Annotated in this window: 18 protein-coding genes, 1 tRNA gene and 1 pseudogene; 14 read left to right on the forward strand and 6 right to left on the reverse strand. The window is 57.8% G+C overall.

The genetic code is table 11. The annotated features are described in order from the left end of the window. Window positions 1-30: 30 nt before the first annotated feature. The gene (gene gabP, locus E4P00_RS25065; protein WP_078820059.1) at window positions 31-1,422 is read right to left on the reverse strand and encodes a GABA permease; all 1,392 of its coding nucleotides are present in this window, start codon (window positions 1,420-1,422) and stop codon (window positions 31-33) included. Between the two features lie 556 nt (window positions 1,423-1,978). Here gabP and E4P00_RS25070 point away from each other — a divergent pair. The 9 genes from E4P00_RS25070 to E4P00_RS25110 all read left to right on the forward strand — a co-directional run bounded on the left by E4P00_RS25070 (window position 1,979) and on the right by E4P00_RS25110 (window position 10,124). Further along, on the forward strand, window positions 1,979-2,752 hold the full coding sequence (locus tag E4P00_RS25070) for an ABC transporter ATP-binding protein (RefSeq protein WP_003187760.1): 774 nt from the start codon (window positions 1,979-1,981) through the stop codon (window positions 2,750-2,752). A 13-nt stretch (window positions 2,753-2,765) separates the two neighbouring features. Further along, on the forward strand, window positions 2,766-3,518 hold the full coding sequence (locus E4P00_RS25075; protein WP_005783892.1) for an ABC transporter substrate-binding protein: 753 nt from the start codon (window positions 2,766-2,768) through the stop codon (window positions 3,516-3,518). A 74-nt stretch (window positions 3,519-3,592) separates the two neighbouring features. Further along, window positions 3,593-4,288 (forward strand): ABC transporter permease, encoded by a 696-nt coding sequence (locus E4P00_RS25080; RefSeq protein WP_005783890.1) that lies wholly within the window; start codon window positions 3,593-3,595, stop codon window positions 4,286-4,288. Between the two features lie 38 nt (window positions 4,289-4,326). Beyond that, window positions 4,327-5,016 carry an ABC transporter permease gene (locus E4P00_RS25085; RefSeq protein WP_032803763.1) on the forward strand — a complete coding sequence of 230 codons (690 nt, stop codon included), beginning with the start codon at window positions 4,327-4,329 and terminating at the stop codon, window positions 5,014-5,016. After that, window positions 4,997-6,184 (forward strand): methyltransferase, encoded by a 1,188-nt coding sequence (locus E4P00_RS25090; protein WP_248133264.1) that lies wholly within the window; start codon window positions 4,997-4,999, stop codon window positions 6,182-6,184. Before E4P00_RS25085 ends, E4P00_RS25090 begins: the two co-directional genes overlap by 20 nt. A gap of 464 nt (window positions 6,185-6,648) precedes the next feature. Continuing rightward, window positions 6,649-6,724 (forward strand) — tRNA-Thr (locus tag E4P00_RS25095). 610 nt (window positions 6,725-7,334) lie between these two features. Then, the gene (locus E4P00_RS25100) at window positions 7,335-7,691 is read left to right on the forward strand and encodes a hypothetical protein (RefSeq protein WP_248133265.1); all 357 of its coding nucleotides are present in this window, start codon (window positions 7,335-7,337) and stop codon (window positions 7,689-7,691) included. A 286-nt stretch (window positions 7,692-7,977) separates the two neighbouring features. Next, a complete protein-coding gene (locus E4P00_RS25105; protein ID WP_248133266.1) occupies window positions 7,978-8,892 on the forward strand; it encodes an Abi family protein in 915 nt (304 codons plus the stop codon). A gap of 515 nt (window positions 8,893-9,407) precedes the next feature. Next, a complete protein-coding gene (locus E4P00_RS25110; RefSeq protein ID WP_248133267.1) occupies window positions 9,408-10,124 on the forward strand; it encodes a hypothetical protein in 717 nt (238 codons plus the stop codon). A gap of 816 nt (window positions 10,125-10,940) precedes the next feature. On the opposite strand, the gene E4P00_RS25115 is transcribed toward E4P00_RS25110, so the two are convergent. Then, window positions 10,941-11,891 (reverse strand): phage baseplate assembly protein V, encoded by a 951-nt coding sequence (locus tag E4P00_RS25115; protein ID WP_248133268.1) that lies wholly within the window; start codon window positions 11,889-11,891, stop codon window positions 10,941-10,943. Further along, a pseudogene (locus tag E4P00_RS25120) lies at window positions 11,864-12,238 on the reverse strand (hypothetical protein); the annotation flags it as partial. The gene E4P00_RS25115 and the pseudogene E4P00_RS25120, both read right to left, overlap by 28 nt. Window positions 12,239-12,716: 478 nt before the next feature. Between E4P00_RS25120 and E4P00_RS25125 the strand changes: the two are divergent. From E4P00_RS25125 to E4P00_RS25140, 4 genes are all read left to right on the forward strand, one after another. Beyond that, the gene (locus E4P00_RS25125) at window positions 12,717-13,001 is read left to right on the forward strand and encodes a DUF3077 domain-containing protein (protein WP_078820054.1); all 285 of its coding nucleotides are present in this window, start codon (window positions 12,717-12,719) and stop codon (window positions 12,999-13,001) included. Window positions 13,002-13,199: 198 nt separating this feature from the next. Next, window positions 13,200-14,543 (forward strand): CHASE2 domain-containing protein, encoded by a 1,344-nt coding sequence (locus E4P00_RS25130; protein WP_248133269.1) that lies wholly within the window; start codon window positions 13,200-13,202, stop codon window positions 14,541-14,543. 37 nt (window positions 14,544-14,580) lie between these two features. Beyond that, window positions 14,581-14,946, forward strand: coding sequence for a hypothetical protein (locus E4P00_RS25135; RefSeq protein WP_032878382.1), 366 nt, complete (start codon window positions 14,581-14,583; stop codon window positions 14,944-14,946). A 13-nt stretch (window positions 14,947-14,959) separates the two neighbouring features. Beyond that, window positions 14,960-16,537, forward strand: coding sequence for a M48 family metallopeptidase (locus tag E4P00_RS25140; protein WP_248133270.1), 1,578 nt, complete (start codon window positions 14,960-14,962; stop codon window positions 16,535-16,537). Window positions 16,538-16,622: 85 nt separating this feature from the next. Here the strand turns inward: E4P00_RS25140 and E4P00_RS25145 are convergent, their stop codons facing one another. Continuing rightward, the gene (locus E4P00_RS25145) at window positions 16,623-17,909 is read right to left on the reverse strand and encodes an OprD family porin (RefSeq protein WP_148853114.1); all 1,287 of its coding nucleotides are present in this window, start codon (window positions 17,907-17,909) and stop codon (window positions 16,623-16,625) included. Window positions 17,910-18,317: 408 nt separating this feature from the next. On the opposite strand from E4P00_RS25145, the gene E4P00_RS25150 reads away from it, so the two are divergent. Continuing rightward, window positions 18,318-20,393, forward strand: coding sequence for a TonB-dependent siderophore receptor (locus tag E4P00_RS25150; protein WP_194439843.1), 2,076 nt, complete (start codon window positions 18,318-18,320; stop codon window positions 20,391-20,393). A gap of 33 nt (window positions 20,394-20,426) precedes the next feature. On the opposite strand, the gene E4P00_RS25155 is transcribed toward E4P00_RS25150, so the two are convergent. Together E4P00_RS25155 and aguA are read right to left on the reverse strand one after the other, a co-directional pair. Then, the gene (locus E4P00_RS25155) at window positions 20,427-20,642 is read right to left on the reverse strand and encodes a hypothetical protein (RefSeq protein WP_078820050.1); all 216 of its coding nucleotides are present in this window, start codon (window positions 20,640-20,642) and stop codon (window positions 20,427-20,429) included. Between the two features lie 234 nt (window positions 20,643-20,876). After that, the gene (gene aguA, locus E4P00_RS25160) at window positions 20,877-21,983 is read right to left on the reverse strand and encodes an agmatine deiminase (protein WP_248133271.1); all 1,107 of its coding nucleotides are present in this window, start codon (window positions 21,981-21,983) and stop codon (window positions 20,877-20,879) included. Window positions 21,984-22,054 lie beyond the last annotated feature (71 nt).

Here is a 22,054-nt window from a genome sequence, read left to right on the forward strand (position 1 = left end):
AGCCCCCTCCCACATTTGCACCACATTCCGTCAGTTGAGCACTGCTGCGCCTACCTTCTGGGCCTTGCGGCGGCTCGCCACGAACAACCCAGCCAGCACCACCAGCAAGCTCAACACTCCCGTCGCGATGATCTCGACCCGGTGCGCTTCCTGGAACAGCATGATGGTCAACGTACCGACGATAAACACCATCACGGCGTACGTCAGGCCAGGAAACAGCCACATCTTGAACACGATCTGCTCGCCCGCCGCCGCACGCTTTTGACGCATGCGCAGTTGCGACACGGCAATCACCAGGTACACCAGCAACGCAATGGCGCCGGAGCTGGCCAGCAGGAATTCGAACACGGCCGCCGGGGCCACGTAGTTGGCAAATACCGCGAGGAACGCCGCGCCGGTGGACAGCAACACCGCCCAATAAGGTGTACCACTTTTGTTGGTGCGCTTGGCCACCGCTGGTGCATCACCGCGACGCCCGAGGGAGAACAACATACGCGAGGCGGTGTAGAGCGCCGAGTTGAGGCAACTGGTAACAGCCACCAGTACCACCAGGTCGACGATCAGTTTGGCATTCGGGATGCCCATGCGCTCAAGTACCGTCTGGTAGGAACCTACGGCGGCCAGGGTCGGATCGTTCCAAGGCACCAGCGACACGACAATGAAGATCGACAGCAGGTAGAACAAACCAATCCGCCAGATGACCGAGTTGGTGGCCTTGGTGATTTGCTGGCCGGGGTTCTTGGATTCCGCTGCAGCGATGGTCACGATCTCAGTGCCCATGAACGAGAACATGGTGGTCAGGATCGCTGCCAGAACCGCGCCCATCCCATTAGGCATAAAGCCCTGGGTATCGAACAGGTGCGAAACACCGCTGACCTGGCTGGTGGGCAAAAAGCCGAAAATCGCGGCCAGGCCGAGGATTACAAAGCCGACGATGGCCACGACTTTGATCAACGCAAACCAGAACTCGAACTCACCGTAGTTCTTCACGCTGAACAGGTTGGTTGCAGTCAGCAACAACGTAATGACCAGGGTAAACACCCAAATCGCCACGTCGGGGAACCAGGCGTGCAGGATAGTCGCCGCCGCGTTGGCTTCCAACGGAATCACCAGCACCCAGAACCACCAGTACAACCAACCAATGGTAAACCCAGCCCAGTGACCAATTGCGCGGTCGGCATAGGTAGAGAACGAACCGGTATCGGGTGACGCAACAGCCATCTCGGCCAGCATCCGCATCACCAGCACCACCAACGTACCGGCGGCCGCGTAGGCCAGCAGCACGGCGGGGCCGGCGGCAGCAATCGCATGGCCAGAGCCGACAAACAAACCTGCGCCGATTACGCCGGCAATCGACAGCATGGTGACATGCCGCGGCTTGAGCCCCTGTTCGAGGTCATTGGAGCTTTGAGTACTACTCATTGACACACCTTTGCGAGGAATTGCGAAAACGGGTTCGCCCGGCCTGCAGCCTTTCTCGTGAAAAGAATCCAACAGGGCGTTCTTTATTTTTTACGCAAGATTTGCGCCAAAATGTAACAGAGCCGCCATTGACGCGGGCTGTAGGACAATTCATCAGCGCTCGCAAGTCTTTGAGAATCATGGCATTCCGCTATAGCGTTACCGTGCGACTCACCTTCAAGCCAATCAGGCGCACCAAAAACACACACAAAAAGTACGTGACGCCCCATAAAAGGGCTGATATGGACCGTTTGCCCGGTTAACCCTTCCAACACCCGGCCAAAGCTGGCACCATCGCGCCCTTTTTTACGCGAAGCCTGTGGATCTTTCCGGTTCAAACGTCTGTAGGTTGTTGATGGCGCGACACGCTACTGCGCCGATGCGACACACTGCCGCAGACCACCAGTTAACCGTCCGCAGCGCTGTTGGCTGTCATCCAAACGCTATGCTAGCTTGGCGCCTCGCCAGGAAGGCGGCCCAACAGCGAAGATCGCAACGAACACAATGAGGACCGCACATGGCCCAGGCCACGCCCGCGCTTGAAATCCGCAACTTGCACAAACGCTATGGTGAGCTTGAGGTACTCAAGGGTATCTCGCTGACCGCTCGCGACGGCGATGTGATCTCGATCCTGGGTTCCTCCGGTTCCGGCAAGTCCACCTTCCTGCGTTGCATCAACCTGCTGGAAAACCCGCATCAGGGCCAGATCCTGGTGGCCGGCGAAGAGCTCAAGCTCAAGGCCGCAAAAAACGGCGAGCTGATGGCCGCCGACGGCAAGCAGATCAACCGCCTGCGCAGCGAAATTGGTTTTGTGTTTCAAAACTTTAACCTGTGGCCGCACATGAGCATCCTCGACAACATCATTGAGGCCCCTCGTCGCGTGCTCGGCCAAAGCAAGGCTGAAGCAATAGAAGTGGCCGAGGCCTTGCTGGCCAAGGTCGGTATTGCCGACAAGCGTCACGCCTACCCTGCACAACTCTCCGGCGGCCAGCAACAACGGGCGGCGATTGCGCGCACCCTGGCGATGCAACCCAAGGTCATCCTGTTCGATGAACCCACGTCGGCGCTTGACCCGGAAATGGTTCAGGAAGTACTTAATGTGATCCGCGCACTGGCCGAAGAAGGCCGCACCATGCTGCTGGTCACCCACGAAATGGGCTTCGCCCGCCAGGTATCCAGCGAAGTGGTGTTTTTGCACCAGGGCCTGGTCGAAGAGCAAGGATCGCCACAGCAGGTGTTTGAAAACCCGCTTTCGGCGCGCTGCAAACAATTCATGTCCAGCAACCGCTAACGGAGCAACATGCATGCAGACCTATAAGAAATTCCTTCTGGCCGCGGCCGTCTCGATGGCGTTCAGCGCCACGGCCATGGCAGAAACCTTGAAAATGGGGATCGAAGCGGCTTACCCGCCCTTCAACAATAAAGACGCCAGCGGCAACGTAGTGGGCTTCGACAAGGACATCGGCGACGCCCTGTGCGCCAAGATGAAAGTCGAGAAGTGCGAAGTGTATGTGTCCGACTGGGACGGCATCATCCCGGCCTTGAACGCCAAGAAGTTCGACTTCCTGGTGTCTTCGCTGTCGATCACCGATGAGCGCAAGCAAGCGGTTGACTTCACCGACCCGTACTACTCGAACAAGCTGCAGTTCATTGCGCCCAAAGCCACGGCCGACTTCAAGACCGACGCCGCTTACCTGAAAGGCAAGGTGATCGGTGCACAGCGCGCAACGCTGGCCGGTACCTACCTGGAAGACAAGCTGCCGGACACCGAAGCCAAGCTCTACGACACCCAGGAAAACGCCTACCTCGACCTGACCTCCGGTCGCCTCGACGGCATCCTGGCTGACAAATACGTGCAGTACGAATGGCTCAAGAGCAAAGACGGTTCGGCCTATGAATTCAAAGGCGACCCGGTGGTAGAAAGCGACAAGATCGGTATCGCCGTGCGCAAAGGCGACCCATTGCGCGAGCGCCTGAACAAAGCCCTGGCAGAGATCAAGGCAGACGGCACCTACAAAAAGATCAACGACAAGTACTTCCCGTTCAGCATCGAATGATCTGAACGACCTGCCCGGCGCGCTCCTGGGAGCGCGTCGGCTTTTAGCAATGCCTGCCGCGATATGAAAACACCATGAATTTCGATCTCTACGGATTCGGCCCGGCCCTCGCCGCCGGCGCGCTGATGACCGTCAAACTGGCGCTCACGGCCCTGTGCCTGGGGCTGGTGCTCGGCCTTGCCGGCGCCTTGGCCAAGACTTCGCCGTACAAGCCGCTGCAATGGCTGGGCGGTGCGTATTCGACCATCGTTCGCGGTATTCCCGAATTACTGTGGGTGCTGCTGATTTACTTCGGCACCGTCAACCTGATGCGCGCCCTGGGTGAGTTTTTTGGCAACCCCGACCTGTCGCTGAGTGCCTTCGCCGCCGGCGTCATCGCCCTGGGCCTGTGCTTCGGCGCCTACGCCACCGAAGTGTTTCGCGGCGCGATCCTCGCCATTCCCAAGGGCCACCGCGAAGCCGGTGTGGCATTGGGGCTGTCGAAATTTCGGATTTTCACCCGGTTGATCATGCCGCAGATGTGGCGTATCGCCCTGCCGGGCCTGGGCAACCTGTTCATGATCCTGATGAAAGACACCGCACTGGTGTCGGTGATCGGCCTTGAAGAAATCATGCGCCACGCGCAGATCGGCGTGACAGTGACCAAACAGCCATTCACCTTCTTCATGGTCGCGGCGTTCATGTACCTGGGCCTGACCGTACTGGCGATGACCAGCATGCACTTCCTGGAAAAACGCGCCGCCCGCGGCTTTGCAAGGAGCACCCAATGAGCGGCGACTACAGTTGGCTATCGCACTTTGACCTGGGCCTGAACTGGGCCGTGATCATCAAGTGGCTGCCGAAGTTGGCCCAGGGCGCCACCCTGACCCTGGAGCTGGTGGCAATCGCCGTGATCGCCGGCCTGCTGCTGGCGATTCCACTGGGTATCGCGCGCTCCTCGCGCCGCTGGTACGTGAGCGCCCTGCCTTATGGCTACATCTTCTTCTTCCGTGGCACGCCGCTGCTGGTGCAGTTGTTCCTGGTGTATTACGGCCTGGCGCAGTTCGATGCCGTGCGCAACAGCTTCATGTGGCCGTACCTGCGCGATCCGTTCTGGTGCGCCACGGCCACCATGACCTTGCACACCGCCGCCTATATCGCCGAGATCCTGCGCGGTGCGATCCAGGCCATTCCGCCGGGCGAGATCGAAGCAGCGCGGGCATTGGGCATGTCCAAACCGAAAACGCTGTTCTACATCATCCTGCCCCGCGCCTCGCGCATCGGCCTGCCGGCCTACAGCAACGAAGTGATCCTGATGCTCAAGGCCAGCGCCCTGGCGAGTACCGTGACCCTGCTGGAACTGACCGGCATGGCGCGCACCATCATTGCCCGCACTTACCTGCCGGTAGAGATTTTCTTCGCCGCGGGCTTGTTCTACCTGCTGATGGCTTACGTGCTGGTGCGCGGTTTCAAACTGCTGGAAAAGTGGCTGCGCGTCGATGCGTGCCAAGGACGTTGAGGCACGCTTCCAGGCACTGGATGCATTCCTGATCGAGTACCAAGGGCTGTGGCGACCACGGCCCTTTACTCAGTTGCAGCTGCCCTGGGAAACCGAGCATCCCGAGTTATCCCAGTGGCTGCGTCGGCGTTCGTTGGCCGAAGCTGAAGCCAGTCACAACCACCCCCACGACCTGCCTGCGCCTGCACCGTTTCCACAGCTGGCCGCTCAAGCACTGCGCCTGAGTGCTGTGGATAAGTTACCCGCCCACTCACTGGACCCCGCTCGCCACCGTTTGAATGTGGACGTGCCCGGGCGCAAGTGGCAACAGATCGAAGCCTTCGGCGCCGCACTGACTTTTGCCCAGACGCCTGCCCACTGGCTGGACTGGTGCGCCGGCAAAGGCCATCTTGGCCGCCGCCTGCTGCAACCCGGCCAACGATTGACTTGCCTGGAATATGACCCGGCCCTGATTGCGTCCGGCCAAGCCCTGAGCGATCACCACGGCTTGCCCGCTGCCCATTGCCTGCAAGACGTGATGGCCGATGTAGCGATCGACCCCGAACACACACCTGTGGCCCTGCACGCCTGCGGCGACCTGCACGTGCGCCTGCTGCAACTGGCCAGCGCCGCTGGCTGCAAACAATTGGCGCTGGCGCCCTGCTGCTACAACCGCATCAATGCCGAGCGCTACCAGGCACTGTCCGGCGCCGGGCGCGCATCCCTGCTAACCCTGTCGATCGACGATCTGGGATTACCCCTGAGCGAAACCGTCACCGCCGGCAACCGCGTGCGCCAGCAACGAGACACCTCCATGGCGCGGCGCCTGGGCTTTGATCGACTACAGCGGCAACTGCGCGGCTGCGACGACTACCTGCCGACGCCCTCCCTGCCCACCAGTTGGCTGGATAAATCCTTCGCCGACTACTGCCGCGAGCTGGCAAACCTCAAGAATTTATCCACAGGTGAACAAGACTGGCCGGCGCTCGAAGCCCACGGCTGGCAGCGCCTGGCCGAAGTGCGAAACCTGGAGTTGGTAAGGGGTTTGTTTCGACGCCCACTGGAAATGTGGCTGGTGCTGGACCGCGCACTTTTTTTGAGCGAAAAGGGCTACAACGTCGAGGTCGGCACCTTCTGCGAACCAACGCTCACCCCACGCAACCTGATGGTGCTGGCCCAGCGCGAATAAGGTGCAAAATTTCCTGCACGCGCCCTGTGGATAACTCTGTTGATGGAATCTTTGCAGAGGCTGTAGCAATCGGCATTGAACGCCAAAAGCGAGGCTGGTCATTTTTTGTTCACAAAATAAAACGCACACAAAACAGGCAGTTGCAGCGTGTTGAGAACGGCTGCACAAAATGGCTGTTTCGTGACAGCTGTTACCAACCGATTGTGCATAAGCATCAGACGTTAAACGTATAAAGCGGACTTTGCAGGGTGGTTTTTGGCGGTTTCAGCGGGCGGAGAACCTCGTTGGGCGCCGGATCGCTCAGGTACGCGGGGTACCTGGCCTGACGCCGAAGTGACGGCTTTTTACGCTGCCACGCCGTGTGGAAAACACGCTAATCGCAAGAAACCTTGGTTTTTGCAAAAATAGTCAGAATTCAGGGGTTTACAGAACCTTTCCAATCGCTATAATCGTCGCCCTAACACGCCGGTATAGCTCAGTTGGTAGAGCAACTGACTTGTAATCAGTAGGTCCCGGGTTCGACTCCTGGTGCCGGCACCATACAAAACAAGGGCTTGCAGCGATGCAGGCCCTTTGTTTTTTCCTCATACGTAACAACGCACGTAACAAGCGCTTCTGGACGGGTATTTCAGGGTGCTGGTACGAGCGTGAACGGGTGAGATGAGGCAGTCCTGGTTGGCCAATACCCCGCCAAGTTGAACGCCGCCGAAGTGTGTCCACGCATCAAGCGTCACCCCCTACGACACACGGGAATTTTTTTCCGGTGCACCCATCAAAAGTGCGTAAGAAGTGTAAGTGAGATTTTTTATCCATCTCTATCCCTTATATTTCAATAGCTTAGAAGCATTTCCAAACCGTAAGTAGACTGTCAGATCAGTGTCGGCGCCGAACAGTACGCGACTGTAAGTGAGGGCGACCTCAACCTACTGTTTTTAAAGGTTTTTTTTGATTTACTTTCCTGGCTTACACTTTTTGACGACGTGACTGTAAGTGACGCACCCCAATGAATCCGGGGCTTTTCAGGCATTTCTAGACCCGCTGACGCCACTTACGTGTCAGGAGGGAGTGTACCTGGAAAAAGTTTTCAGCAGCCGTTCAGGCACGCCCCACCAGACTGCTCTCGCCTCGTGACTTTAATCCGGAGAACACCATGACAAAGCCCAGCTCCGTCGCTCCCATTCCAAAAATTGAAGTCATCAAGAAAGACGCCCTGTGGGAGGTCCATTGGGATTACCAGGAAGGACCGGCCAGCCTGATTCTGTTCAACCGCGCTGACTACCTGCGAGGCTATATAGATGGTGCGCTGGACATCCTCGGGATTGATCCCGATTGCGTATGCTGCGCTAGCGGCGTCACCGGCACGGTAAAACGACTGACTCAGCATCAGGCCGACACACTTTATGGCTCATTGAAACAGTTACTGGTCCCGTTGGTAGAAGCGGAATTCGCCCGCCTGGAACGCCTCGGCGCCCTTCCTCATGTACGCGACGCCGCTGCAATAGTTTGAAACTCCACAGCTTCATATCGATCAATGCAGCACAGATAACACAGCGCACAGCGTCACCATTTCCATATAGGTCATTGGGCCTGAGGCCTGGGATGGTTTCCCCGTCTGGTTGACACGCGCGTCAACTGGAGGCAATATGATCTCAATAGCGCCTGAATCTCTGGTGTTGGCTTGACCAACATTACGTTCAGGCCTTCTTGTTTCTGGGACATGGAAGTTGGCTCTAGCACCCGCCAAGCAACATCTCGATTACTCGGCTTTGGTCACGCTTCTGCAGGGGCGAGGTATGCGTATTCTCAGCGTCCATGATGCCGAGGCACAACTCGCTCAGTTCGGATACTACCGCCTTAGTGGCTTCTGGTATCCAGCCCGGACCTTCGTTCGGAACGCAGCCGGCCACAAGGTGCTTTGCCAATTTTCTGGCAAGCCAAAACGCCAAGATACATTCCAGCATGGCACCACTCTCGATGATGCCGTAGCCCTCTACAAGTTCGACAAATCTCTACGCCTTCTGATGCTCGACGCCATAGAGACAATTGAGGTTCACCTCAAGACAGTGCTTGCCCATGAGCTGGGCAAGACCGACCCCATGGCGTACACCAAAGCAACGTTCATCGACCCGAAATTCTTGACCGTAAAGCAAGGTTATCAAGTTAGCAAGTGGGCGGAATGGCTGTCGCGGCAACAAGCTAAGCTCGCTAAAAGCACCGAGGATTGCATCGAATGGCATCGCGTGTCCCAACGGGCGATCCCATATTGGGTGGCGGTGGAGGCGTGGGACTTTGGCACCCTCTCGACACACTTTCAGATATTGAAGCGCAAACCTAAGGGCTGGATCCTGGCACGCTTGAATTTGTCTGACGCAAAGATTTTCACCGGCTGGCTTCGTGAGATCAATACATTGCGGAATCGCTGCGCGCACCATACTCGAATTTGGAATCAGAAATCGGCTAACCCGATAGACTCACTGAATGCTGAGCCTTATTTCCAAGGACTCAACCTGTCCCCCTCAGCCAGCGAGCGTCTGTACGGAATGATTGCTGTGCTGTGGTTCCTACTTCTGCGGGTGAATCCCAATTCTCGCTGGATTCATGATGTCGCGGACCTGGTAGATACCAAGCCCGCGATACCAGGATGCACGTACCAAGCTATGGGTTTTCCAGCAGGAGCTGGATTTCCTCGGCAAATCTTCGGCATCTAACCGATCCCTCCAGCGTAGCCCGAAGTGGATCACTATCCCACCTCTCTCCCCCCGCCAAAACATAGCCTGACTTAAAGGATTGAGAACGCTCTGTTCAAGCGATTGAAATACTAAGCCCTTTCTGAAAAACCGCCGCAATCGAACGTTTTTTCATTTTTCAGCCCGTAAATACAGGGGCCGAGCGATTTGCATGTAAGCTTACGCGGCATGTTCTCGTGTGCAACTGAACTGCATTTCGCTTCAAAACCTTGCAATCTGTGAAACGGCCTATCGCCCGCCTAACGCCCCCGTCCGCATGGCCTGCCGGTTCGTTTGCACTACAGCCTGGTTCGCACAAAAAAGGGACGCAAACCCCGTCGGCGGGAGGGGGATAAGTGCTTTTTTATCAGTTTTTTCTTCTCGGCCCCGCCTTCACACAACCGGCGCCGCATTTACGAATAGCAAAAGTGGTCTGGCCAAATGATTCGTTTCGCGCCCATAGCTGACGTTATAGGATCGACTCAGGATGGGGACAGGTGAGCAGAAATATGAATCTAAAAAGGATGTGGCAAAAAGAGGCACGACGAAGGAAATCCAACGATTTCAGAAAAGATCGAATGGTCCGAAATTGGCCTATCCACGCGCAGCGGGCAGTGGAGGTGTTTAGTGCGTTTGCAATGGAGGCTGCAAAAGATGGCGTCCGTTTAACCGTGACAGGCCCCGCGTGGTCTGATCCGACAGAGACATTAGGAGAATTCATCATAGGATCATCTTCGGTGCATATGCGATTCGCCACGCAGTACACGGGAGAGGGCTTGATCACTCGCACGGCAGAGAGAGAAACTAAGCAGCTTGACCTTGAGCGAGGTTCAGAGCTGATCCTCCACCATTCCCCTTCTGATGGCACGATCCAGGTTTTTTTTGAGCATCCAACACTCAGAAATGAAGAGCAAGATAGAAAGGAACCCCTGTTGTATGCATTTACCTACAACACTGACCAACTGACAAATGACTGGCTAGCCTCGCTAATCCCACCCTTTCTGACATTTAACAGAGTGGAGAGTCGTTTGGAGCTACCAAGCTACCTCGACACTTGCCGCATGCGATGGTGGCATTTTACGGACATCAGAAATCGGCGTGGATATCTCAATACCTTTCAGCACCTTCTGACTCCCTGGGAGCTTGTCCTGATGGGCGCATTCGCTGCCATTCCGAGTGTTGCATTAATCAAATGGGTATGGGAAATCGTTTGAACTTGATGCCAGGGCAATCCTATCGATGGGAGCTCAGGTAACAAAGAGAAAGCTGGGGCCAGATGGCCCCAGCTGATTGCAGTTAGGTTTGTTGGATGATTCGAAGCAAACGAACGACCCAATAAGCCGTTTGCAGCAACCGAATCAATTCTTCGGGGAAAAGCTTGTCAATTACTTTTTTCATAAACGTATTGCCCTTTGCTCTGGTAGGCCCCGCTACCTACTAGAAAGTTTGCGGAGTAGCCACCTACTTAGTAACCCACTACGCTAGTTTCCGAAGGCAGATACTTATCAATGTTCATTAATTACGACTTTACATAAGCTAAGTAAAATCATAACTAACGATGTCTTAGAAAAATATTCGGGCTTGACGAGCAAGTCACAGAGCAATACGCTTCGAATTGCGGATTCAAAAGTGTATTGCTGTAAGTGGTTAACCAGATGCTATCACGGTTTTTCCCGAAGGGGACCTACTCGAAAGCTTCTACCCAAAGCCCACCCAGTGTGGGCTTTGTCGTCTTTATCGGCCGGCCAGTACCGATTTGTGGCCGGCCGGAGCTTAGCACTAGCATTTTCGCGGGTTTAGACGTCCAGGGAGTTACTTGACTCTTTTTTGAGATAATCGACATTAGGTCTTAAAGTCCTACCGATCATCCGACGAACGGTATTCTGCCGGCCGAGATAAGTAAGCGGCCGGCCATAAGTTATGGTGGCCGGCGGCCTATTCCCCCTTGAGCAAACAATCAAAACAATGTCAAAAGTTCTGCCCAAGGGTGAATAGAAGTTTGACCTAAAGTGCGACAGTCACCATCTGCTCTAACATTTTTTAGCATCAGACGAGTTGGCAGTAAATACTGCAGCATTGCTTGGTACTGGCGTCGGCCCGTGGGTATGGCCCGCCAGTTGAGAATTCATCTGCTGAACCAGGTCGAGCAAATCGCACAGCACCTGCAGCACGTTCACCCCCTCGGATCCCAACCAGGTCTTGGGCGCGACCAGTCGCTGGCTGACGGCAGCCACACTCTTCCGCAGCCCCTCTATCCTTTCCTGCATATCGCCACCCACCGTGGCGTTATGCTTTTGCCCCACTACCAGGTTCAAGTCGCGCCCGGTTGCCTGTTGCAGATCATTCACTGCCGCCAGGCTCGCGGATCCGCCCGACAGCAGCTTGAGCGCGCCCAACGCCTCGATCGTTTTGATCCTCCCCACCGTCTCAGTTGAATGGTCGTCCACCGTTCTAGTGTGATTCTGGAACGCCTCCTTATTCCCCATTGCCTCAACTTCCCGCTCGATCGCCTTTTCCCGGATCTTGCCATCTGTCTGGCGCAGCCAGTTGCCATCGACATCGACATCGACACGCTGCTGGCAGGCTTCGCTGTGCTGCCAAACCTGGTCGCCCTTTGGAACGCTGGGCATGCTCAGGCCGTGGGGCAAGATGGTTTGGATATAAGGCCTGTGCGGCAGGCCATAGGCAAAGCGCACCACCACCTGCGTGCCTTCCTCGGGAAAGGCATAGATGCCCATTTCCTCGCCACCAGTGGGCAGAGGCAACGGCACACTGGCCAGGATCGGCAGTTTCGTGTCTGGCTCGCCGTCCGGCCCCATGACCTCGATGTAGACCGCGTAGCGTGGGCGGAAGTCGTCACAGATCCCGGCGCTGGCCGGGGCGTCGGCCACGGCGACAACCCGCGCAAAGCGTGGCAGGTGGTAACCGCCGGTGAGTTCGGGAAATTGTCGTTCTACGCTGCGGCGGATTGCGTCGTCCATCGGAGGGTCATCTGGTTGTCGATGAGCGCCACACTGGTGATGCGCTCGCCGTGGTTGATTGTTGCACCTGGTCGCAATCCGGGAAGGGCCGCAATCATCGCGCTTTGATGACTATCGTAGTCATCGAACAGCTCCACCGGCACTTATAGCGGCAAGCGAACGCCAAAGAAGCTGTCGGCCCAACTGCCCACGAACACTTCCCCGTCACCCCGCTGCTGCCAGATGAAGCCGGGAATGATGAAAACCGGGGCCAAGCTGTCCATGGCTTGGTAGCCAACATCCAGACTGTAGAAAAAAGGCGCCTTGACGCCAGCTTAAGGCCGATCCGGGGCGCGAAAGCGCAGGCCGGCGTGCTGGCTGATCTTGACCAGCGCAGCTAAGTCCAGTTCGAGATGCGCTTTCGAGCCATACCCCTTTATATGAAATTATGGCTGGCCAATAATTATGGCGAATCCATAAAACAGATAATCGCATCAGCTAACAGTGCCCACTGCCCACTGCCCACTGCCCAAATTTGACTACAAACACTACAGATCCATTTTCCCGATTGCTCCCCACGCCCCACCACGCTACCCTCCCTCCTGTCGCTGCCAATTCAGCGACCGGGCCTGAGAACCCGGCAAGATGCAGGCGCACCAAGCGCACCAAAAACCCGATTTGCAGGCGTTTTTTTTCGCCTCACAATTCGTGCAATGGCGGCTGTGCGTGGGAGACCTTCGGGTCTGCCGGGTTCCTGTATCTCCGGTTTCTCAGCCTGCGCATAGCTGCCACCCATTCGCCTGAGAACGAACGTGGTAGCTCTCACTCGATACGGGAGTTCTACCAATGACCGCTCCAAATCCGTCCGCGTTAACCACCCTCGGCGTCACCCCCTTTTCCTTTCACTCCGACCAACCTCTGTTCCGCGTCAACAGCGGTGTTTCCCTGCATGAAGCCTTGCATCACGTTTCTGACCTGCTCCACCTCGCCAAGCTGCTCGCAGAAGATGCGGCGATGACGCAGGACACGGACCGTTATGCCTGGGCGTCGCATTTTTTGCAGGAGATGAGCAAGGCGGTGATTGATGATGTGGTGAAGGTGTTGGAGTCGCCAGGGAATGTTGAGCAATAAAGAAGTCGTGTGGTTCGCGGGCTGACGTCATCGCGGGCAAGCCCGGCTCCCACAGAGGAAAGCCCTGGCCTGAATAGGTCGGGGCTTTTTGCGAAAGACGAGCCAAAGGCAATATGGCACTTAGCCACTTATTCGATTGACACCCCCTCCCCACTCCTTTAAAAACCCCGCCTTGCTTGCGCTTTTATCGAGACATGGATGTTGTCGACCCCCCCGCTGTTCAAATACCGCCGCTATTGGCTGGCGGTCATCATCGTGTTGTTGGCGATTCTTGATCCTTTCGGCCTGGCCAGTTCCAGCGACAAGGCGTCGGCGCAGTGGCTCAATCGTATGTTCGCCAGCCACTACCCGAGCCTTGGGCAGCAGCGGGTGGCGGTGGTGTTGATTGATGATGCCTACCTGATGCGCAATGACAGCTCATGGCCCATGCCCTATGGCGAGCAGAGCAAGTTGTTCAAGCGTTTGCTGGCGTACAAGCCTCGGGCGGTGTTTGTGGATTTGCTGTACAGCCATGACCACTCGTTGGGCGACCCGGCGCGGGGCAGTCAGTTGCTGGCGAATGTGTTTGAGCGTTATCAACGCCAGGGCATCCCGCTGTGGTTGGCCAATACCGGGTTGACGCGTGCGGAGGCGGGCCAGGCCAATACGCTGGCGCCGTTCATGCAGGTGAGCCGGCCAGCCCTGGTGGTATGGGAAGGGGTGGACGACAAGTACCCGCTGGCCATGCACACACAGGCGGGGCTTTTGGAAACCCCAGCGATGGCGCTGTACCGCGAGTTTTGTGCCACGCAACATTGCAAACAGCCGCCGGTGGATGCGCAAACCGCTGCGCAGCGCCAGCCCATCGCTGTGCAATGGGGGCTGAAGCTGGCGGCGGAACAGGCGCGGGTTGCCGATATCAGCCACTGCGCGCCCGCGCGGCATTTTTTGCTGGATGGGGTGGCGCAGTTCTTTCAGGCCGTGTTCTGGAAGCTTGATGACTCGGCCCAGGCACGGTGCCCTTATACGCTGACATTGTCGGCCAGTGACCTGGAGGTCAGCGACCCCGACGATCAGGCATTGATTGCAGAGTTGCTGCGCGATCGCCTGGTGCTGGTGGGCGCCAATATCGCGTCCACGGGGGATCTGGTTGAGTCGCCGGTACATGGCCAACTCCCCGGCGTGTACTTGCACGCCATGGCCCTGGATAACCTGATCAATTCTGGCATGGACTACGACCATGAACCGGCCGACTTTCCCCGCTTGCCCTTCAATTGGCTGGACCTGCTCGAGCTCGGGCTGTTGGCGTTGATTGCCGTGCTCAAGGCGCTGCACGCACGTCGCCTTGCGGGCCAGCGCACCTGGAGCCGGTGGCGGCGCCAGGAAATCCGGTTTTTTACCTCGCCGTGCCCGTCGTGGCTGTTGGTGATGTCGATGTTGGCGGCGGTCAGTGTGTTGCTGAGCCTCAATGACATCACCCCGGTCAACGTGCTGGGTATTATTTTGCTGTCGTTGGTGTTGTTCAGCGAGCGGATCGAAGCCTTCTTCGACCGCGACCGCTGAGTGTGCCGTTTTGTCATTTGACTCAAGGAATTCAAGGATGAACAGAAGTCTCATCGTTTTGCTCACTGCCCTCTTCACCCAGGGTGCCTGGGCGGAAACTCACAGTATCAAAGCGTTCCTGGCCGACCCGGTGACCGTACTGGACGAGCAAGGCAAGCAACAACGTGAGTTGGCGAAAAAGGATGCGCCCACCCAGCCCGTACCGGTGTTGCAGTACAACCAGGCGCTGGACCTGGTGCAGGTCGAGCTGGCGGGCCAGAAGGTCTGGCTGGACACCATGGACCTGCGCATCGAGCCGCCGCTGAACGTCGTCGACCTGCCCTGCCAGGGCCTGACCAAAAGCCAGGCCAAAGACAGCCGCAATAACTCCACCATTGGTTTTGGTGCCGGTTGCAATCAATAAAAGGAGCGGTGCGGTGAAGGGATATCTAGTCGCGGCCAGCCTATTGGCCAGTTCGGTGCTCAGCGGTTGCGCCACCTTGAAGGGCGCGGACCAGGCGTTCCTGAACCTGGTGGGGCCTTCGACCCAATCCCGGGTCCAGGGCCACTACGTGGACAACACTGACGTACGCCAGTACTACAAGCTCGACCCACAGCGCCAGAGCCAACAGCGCCTGAGCTACGACGGGCGGGCGGTGCCGGCTGCCGAGGCGCGTCAGCAGAACCTGGTGGATATCCCGATGCTGCAAGCCTACTTGCAGGGCATTGTCACGCGCTTGTCCAAGGGCTGGCCGGGGGAGTTGCCGCCGCTGCAGGTGAAGATCACCGACAGTTATGGTTTCGGGCCATCGGCAGACCCTTACGGCAACCTGTTCGTGCCGCTGGGTATGCTGGACAACGTCGCCAGCGAAGACGAAATCGCGGCGATGCTGGGCCATGAAATGAGCCATGTGTTGCTGCATCACCATGACCGCATGGCCGCCTTCCAGCAGCAGAAAGACATGTTCACCACTGTCGCCTCCACGGTCGCCTTGGCCACCATGGCTGCCGATACGGGCGTCGACCGCAGCTCCGGGACGATGAAACTGTTCAGTAAAGACCCGGCCGGCACGCAAAAGACCATCGGTAACACCGTACTGTACACCGCACTGGCCAATACCTTTTCCGATCAGGTATGGAGCACCGCCTGGGGCCGCAGCCAGGAAGACCAGGCCGACCTGCTGGGCACCGACTTGATGATCCGCGCCGGTTACGCCCCGCGTGCCGCCACCCATAGCCTGGAGCGCCTCAACGACTTCCAGGGCAAGCAGAAACCCTTGCTCACGGGCTTCCTCACGGCGCGCAAGAATGCCATGCAGGATTCGCTGCAGCAGTTCAATCTCAACCAGTTCACCAAAGAGCTGGACGTGCTGGTCAAGGACGGCTTGACCACCGGCATCAACGCAACCACGCAATACTTCAACCGCTCGCACATGTCGGCGATGGACCGTGACACCGAGCTGCGCCAGTACTTGCAACGCGAATATCGCCAGGAACGCCGCGCTCGGGTCAACCCACAAAGCTGGTCGAAGATGAAGACTACGCCGCAAGTGGCGAAGGCCTTACAGGGTTATAAAGACGCGTACTTCGCCATCGATGCCCTGGAGAAAAACAAAGTGCCGGATGCTGAAGGGTTTATCCGCAAGGCCCTGGCATCACCGGTCAAGGACCAGCCGAGCATTCGGCGCACCGCCTATACCGTGCGCCTGGCCCAGGGCAAAAACAGCGAAGCGCTGAAAGAGTTGCAGGCGATCAAGGACTGGTCCCTGGCTGGCCCTTCTACCTATGACTTGATGATCAGCTACCACCTCAAGCGGGGTGATGGGCAAGCGGCACTGGCGATGATCGACAAGGCCGAACGTAATCTGGGCTCGGAGGAGCTGTTCATCACCGAAAAGCTGCTGGCCAACCAGCAGCTGCAGAATGCGCAGCAGGTGCAAACGGTGTTGCGCAAGTGCGAGCAGTACCCGACACGCAAGGAAAACTGCAAGAAGCTCGCACCGGCCAAGGCCTAGGCGGCAACATTCGCACCTGGCATAAAAAAACCCCGAACCAGTCGGGGTTTTTTATTGCCTGGCATCAGGCACGACGCTCGATCAATTAGAAAACGTTGATCGGGTAGTCGGCGAACAGACGGATTTCGTTACCGCCTACGTTGTAGTTGCTGGCGTTGTTGGAAACGCGCAGCCACGAGGCGCGAGCACGCAGGCTCAGGTCTTTGGCTGGGCCGCTCTGTACGACGTACTTGAACTGGTTCCAGATTTCACGCTCGGTGCCATCGCCACGGCCTGTGCCGTCGTCGATGTTGGTGCCACGCACGTAGGCAATGTTGTAGGTCAGGCCCGGTACGCCGAAGGTGGCGAAATCGATGCCGTAACCTGCTTGCCAGGAACGCTCGTCCTTGCCGTTGAAGTCGGACCAGTAGGAGTTGGCCAGCAAGATGGTATTGCCGCCGTCGCCGATGCCGCCAGCGTTGCGGTAGCCGCCGTACAGGTAGCCAGTGTCGCCGGTGCTGCGCTGGTGAGCGATGGTGAAGCTGTGCGCTCCAACGGCCCAGGTCGCGCCCAGGCTCCAGATCTTGTTGTCGCGCGCGTCCGCATCACCTTGGTTTTCCAGGGCGAAACTGCGATCAAGCTTGGTTTTGTAGCCGTTGAAGTCAAACGTCAGCGATTGCTTCTCTGGCAGGGCCAGCACGTAGTTGACGTTGACGTATTGCTTTTTCAGCACGTCTTGCATGTCGGAGGCATACAGGGCAGCCGACAGGCTTTCGGTGAATTTGTAGCTACCGCCGATGTAGTTGATGCTCTTCAAGCGGCCGCTGTCGCTGCCCTCGGCGCTCTTGCGAGCTTCCTTGGTGAAGTGACCGGCGTCCAGTTGCAGGCCGGCGATCTCTTTGGAAACAATCGAGGTGCCCTCATAGGTTTCCGACAGCAAGCGCGAGTTATCGTACTGCAGGACCGGTACGGCCGGCATTTGCTGGCCGTATTTGATCACGGTGTTGGAGATACGCGCCTTCACGGCCGCGCCGCCTTTGGCCAGGTCGTTGGCGGCTTCACCGCTGTCACCTTGCTTGAAGAAGTCGATACCGCCAGCGCCGCTGCGGCCTTTACCACCGTCCAGGCGGATAGCGTATTGGCCAATCACGTCCACACCCACACCCACGGTGCCTTGGGTGAAGCCGGACTCGAACTTGCCGATGAAGCCTTGGCCCCATTCAGCTTTGTCCTGCTTGCCGTTTTTGTAGTCACGGCTGATGTAGGCGTTACGTGCGGCGATGTTCAGGTGGCTATCTTCAACAAACCCCTTGGATTGCTCCTGGTCGTTTGCCATTGCTGTCGATGCGCTCAAAATCCCCAGAGCGATCAGACTCATCCGTTGCTTCAACATATTCTTATATTCCTTATTACGGGTTGAGTACGCGCTGTGACACCAGGCTCCATGTTGCTATTTCTGGTGTCGACCTTTGCCGCAAAAAGAAAGCCCGCGGACGACTGAACTGCCGCGGGCCTTTTTTTATTGGAGTAAGTCATGGCGGTGAGCCACAGGCGTTGGGCGCAATCCTATGCGGGCGTTGAACTATGTGTCAATTTCGTGAATCGTCTGTATTTAGGCGATATTCGTCTAAGGGGCGAGCTAAAGCACTACGCTGAAAACGATTGAATGACCTACGGCACCGGTAAATAACACATCAAGTAACAAATCTGCCAGCGACATGACAGGGAATAGATAACACGCGCAAATGCAAAGCATTACCATTCGTGCAAATTTCCTGCCCAACTTGTTGGATACACCCCCATGCCCACCCCTTGCCTGACGCCCATCGCCCTTGGGCTCTCCATGCTGCTGTCTGCCGGTTTTGCCTGCGCGACTACGGTATTGCCCGAGACCTCGATCAATGCCGAAGCGGATGAAGACGACCCACGGGTCAAAGAGACCAACACCGCCACGCGCACCGCGACCTCCGTACGCTATGTGCCCCAGGCGATCGACTCGGTAAAAACCGACAATCTGCGGTCCTACGGCACCAACGACCTGGGCCAGGCGTTAAGCGGTATTCCCAACGTCAGCAGCGGCGCCGACACACGCTTCGACAGCCTGCGCATACGCGGTTTCGACGCCAGCAATGACTTCTATCTGGACGGCATTCGCGACGACAGCCAGTACGTGCGCGACCTGCACAACATCGAGCGTATCGAAGTGCTCAAGGGCCCGGCCGCCGTGCTGTACGGGCGAGGTGGCCAGGGTGGGATCGTCAACCGCGTAAGCAAATTGCCCACGCCGGGTCATAAGTCGAGTATCGAAGCCCAAGGTGGCAGCAACGATTTGCGCAGCCTGTATGCCGACCTGAGCGCCGACCCGAGCGACACCATCAGCCTGCGTCTGAACATGGGCAACCAGGACAACAACAGCTTTCGCGATGGCGTCAGCGGCAACCGCCAGTTGTTTGCGCCGTCGATGAGCTGGCAGCTCACGCCCGACCTGAACTGGCTGGTGCAATACGAATACAGCCGCTACAACCGCACGCCGGACCGTGGCATTCCCGGGGTCAACGGGCGCCCGGCGGATGTGAGCCGCAGCACCACTTATTTCGATCACGGCGACTACATCGACGATAAATCCCAGTCACTGCGCTCCAAGCTCGCCTACGAGCTCAACGCCAACTGGCAACTGCGCCACACCCTCGGTGTGTTCAAGCTCGACAGCGATTTCGACAACACCTACCAGACCGGCTACGACGCGAAAACCAACAGCGTCAGCCGCCAACACTGGCAGCAGGACCTGACCACCCGCAATGTGTTCAACAACCTTGAGCTGGAGGGTGGTTTCGACACATTTGGCCTGGAGCATCGCCTGCTCACCGGCATCGAGCTGGGCAGCCAGCGGCGCGACCCGAAGCTGTACTCGGCTCGGGATGCCAGGACGGTCCCCAGCCTGGACCTCAACCAACCCAATCGCCGCCTGAGTCACACCGGGAGCATGCGACTGTCGAGTTACAACCACACTGAAGTCGAAAGCAGCGCGCTGTACGTGCAGGATCAACTGCGCCTGAACGACCAGTGGCAACTTTTGGGCGGGCTGCGTTACGACCGCTTTGAAGTGGACACCACCAGCAAGGTGCTCAACACCCAGGAGAACGTGAAGAGCCACAGCACCAGCCCGCGCGTCGGCCTGGTGTGGACGCCGCTGGAGCATCATTCGTTCTATGCCTCGTGGAGCAAGACCTTCTCGCCAGCGGGCGGCGGCCTGATCGGTATCACGCCGAACGCCGCCGGGAACGTCAACGACCTTAGCCCGGAGCTGACCAAGCAGAAGGAAATCGGCGTGAAGAGCGACTGGTTCGACGACCGCCTGAGCACCACGCTCGCCGTGTACGAGCTGGAACTCTACAACCGCCGCACCAGCGACCCGCTGGACCGCACCATCACCCTGCTCACCGGCGAGCAACGCTCACGCGGCGTGGAGCTGACGGCCACCGGCAAGATCATCGACAACTGGTACGTACGCGGCGGTGTAGGCCTGCAGGACGCCAAGGTGGAGAAGGACAACAACGGCTTTGAAGGCAAACGTATCAGCGACGTGGCCAAGCGCAATGCCAGCGTGTTCATCACCTGGAAACCGGAAATGGGCTGGTACGCCGAAACCGGTTTGACCCTGGTGGGTGATCGCTACGCCGACAGCCTCAACACCGTGGTACTGCCGGGATACGGGCGCTGGGACGCGCTGGCCGGGTTCCGTCAGAAAGAGTGGGACGTGAGAGCGGCGCTGAACAATATTGCCGACAAAAATTACTACGCCTCGGCGACCAGTGCGGCGCAGATTCAACCAGGGGAGCCGCGTAGCCTGGTGGTCACCGGTACCTACAGTTTCTAATATTTCATCTGGCACACTGACTGCAGTGTGCCTTCACTTACTCATCAACTCGCATAACGCCTGCACTTCATCCTCCGTGAACAACCCCACCGGGTAGCGTTCTCTCATCACGCTGCGCAAGTCAGGCACCTGCCTGACCTGGCGCGAGCCGTTTGCCTTCAACCACAGCGCCAACGCATGGATCGCATCGCCGTTGACTCGCAAGGGGTGAAACGTGCGCGTGTTCATCAGGTCGATATCGGCATTCATTTCAGCGCTCTCTCCTGCTGCGTGAGCGGCTAACTTACTCAAGGTTTGTGACAGAACTGCGCAGTCATCGCACAGATTCACTGTGCCGACAGCGATACAAGAGCTATGCCAATGTGCCGTTCGCCTTGGCATTCAGATACAAAAAAGCCCGCGACCTGGCTGGGTCGCGGGCTTGGCTGGAACACTGCGGTTGCGCAGCGCACACGCGCCCTCAAAGCACCGTTACAACTGCACTCAATTTCTGTGCGGTGCGGGCTGCTGTTGGGTCAGGCAATGAATATTGCCTCCCCCCAGTAACAGTTCGCGGCCCGGCACCATCACCACTTCGTGCTGCGGGAACAGGCTCTGCAGGATTTGTTTGGCCTGGTGGTCCAGCGGGTCATCGAAACTCGGCGCGATGATGCCGCCGTTGACGATCAGGAAGTTGACGTAGGACCCGGCCAACCGCACGCTCGGGTTACGTTCCTGGCTGCCGTCCACCGGGTCGACACCGGCGCATTCTTCCTCGGTGGCATACAGCGGTCCCGGGATCGGCATTTTATGCACGATGAACGCACGCCCCTTGGCGTCGGTGCTGTTTTGCAGCACATCCATGGCTGCGTGGCAGCGCGAGTAGTTCGGATCTTGCGGGTCATCGGTCCAGGCCAGCAACACTTCGCCCGGGCGCACATAGCAGCAGAAGTTATCCACATGGCCATCGGTTTCATCGTTGAACAGGCCATCCAGCAACCAGATGATCTTATCCACCGCGAGGTGATCAGCCAGTACAGCTTCAATGGCCGCACGATCCAGGTGCGGGTTGCGATTGCGGTTCAACAGGCACTCTTCGGTGGTGATCAGGGTGCCTTCGCCATCCACATGGATCGACCCCCCTTCAAGCACGAAGCCTTGGGTGCGATAGCGCGGCGCGCGCTCGATCTCGAGGATCTTGCCGCCTACCTGGGAGTCACGGTTCCACGGTGCATACAGGCCGCCGTCAAAACCACCCCAGGCATTAAAATCCCAATTCACGCCCCGCACTTCGCCGCTGTCGTTGATCACGAACGTGGGGCCCGTATCGCGGACCCAGGCATCGTCGGAAGACATTTCCACCAAGCGAATATTGGGTACATCCAGGCGCGCACGGGCGTTCTCGTACTGGCCGGCGGAAACCGCAACGGTCACGGGCTCAAAGCGGGCGATGGCCTTGGCCACAGCCACGTGGGCGGCCTGCGCAGGCTTGCCGCCCAGACGCCAGTTGTCGGGGCGCTCGGGCCAGATCATCCAGGTTTGGGTCTGTGGCGCCCATTCGGCAGGCATATGGAAGCCATCGGCGCGAGGTGTACTGTGCAGGGTGGTCATGGCGTTCAAAACTCCGAATGGGGTGACGACCGACTTGATATGGATAAAAATCGGCTTTGGAAGCGTTTAAC

This window comes from Pseudomonas sp. B329 (assembly GCF_023127835.1).
GTDB classification, from domain to species: domain Bacteria; phylum Pseudomonadota; class Gammaproteobacteria; order Pseudomonadales; family Pseudomonadaceae; genus Aquipseudomonas; species Aquipseudomonas synxantha_A.

Excerpts from the sequence above, each read along its gene's own strand:
- gabP (WP_078820059.1), bottom strand. The coding sequence starts at position 1,422 with ATGAGTAGTACTCAAAGCTCCAATGACCTCGAACAGGGGCTCAAGCCG.
- E4P00_RS25070 (WP_003187760.1), top strand. The coding sequence starts at position 1,979 with ATGGCCCAGGCCACGCCCGCGCTTGAAATCCGCAACTTGCACAAACGC.
- E4P00_RS25075 (WP_005783892.1), top strand. The coding sequence starts at position 2,766 with ATGCAGACCTATAAGAAATTCCTTCTGGCCGCGGCCGTCTCGATGGCG.
- E4P00_RS25080 (WP_005783890.1), top strand. The coding sequence starts at position 3,593 with ATGAATTTCGATCTCTACGGATTCGGCCCGGCCCTCGCCGCCGGCGCG.
- E4P00_RS25090 (WP_248133264.1), top strand. The coding sequence starts at position 4,997 with ATGCGTGCCAAGGACGTTGAGGCACGCTTCCAGGCACTGGATGCATTC.
- E4P00_RS25100 (WP_248133265.1), top strand. The coding sequence starts at position 7,335 with ATGACAAAGCCCAGCTCCGTCGCTCCCATTCCAAAAATTGAAGTCATC.
- E4P00_RS25105 (WP_248133266.1), top strand. The coding sequence starts at position 7,978 with ATGCGTATTCTCAGCGTCCATGATGCCGAGGCACAACTCGCTCAGTTC.
- E4P00_RS25115 (WP_248133268.1), bottom strand. The coding sequence starts at position 11,891 with ATGGACGACGCAATCCGCCGCAGCGTAGAACGACAATTTCCCGAACTC.
- E4P00_RS25125 (WP_078820054.1), top strand. The coding sequence starts at position 12,717 with ATGACCGCTCCAAATCCGTCCGCGTTAACCACCCTCGGCGTCACCCCC.
- E4P00_RS25130 (WP_248133269.1), top strand. The coding sequence starts at position 13,200 with ATGTTGTCGACCCCCCCGCTGTTCAAATACCGCCGCTATTGGCTGGCG.
- E4P00_RS25135 (WP_032878382.1), top strand. The coding sequence starts at position 14,581 with ATGAACAGAAGTCTCATCGTTTTGCTCACTGCCCTCTTCACCCAGGGT.
- E4P00_RS25145 (WP_148853114.1), bottom strand. The coding sequence starts at position 17,909 with ATGTTGAAGCAACGGATGAGTCTGATCGCTCTGGGGATTTTGAGCGCA.
- E4P00_RS25150 (WP_194439843.1), top strand. The coding sequence starts at position 18,318 with ATGCCCACCCCTTGCCTGACGCCCATCGCCCTTGGGCTCTCCATGCTG.
- E4P00_RS25155 (WP_078820050.1), bottom strand. The coding sequence starts at position 20,642 with ATGAATGCCGATATCGACCTGATGAACACGCGCACGTTTCACCCCTTG.
- aguA (WP_248133271.1), bottom strand. The coding sequence starts at position 21,983 with ATGACCACCCTGCACAGTACACCTCGCGCCGATGGCTTCCATATGCCT.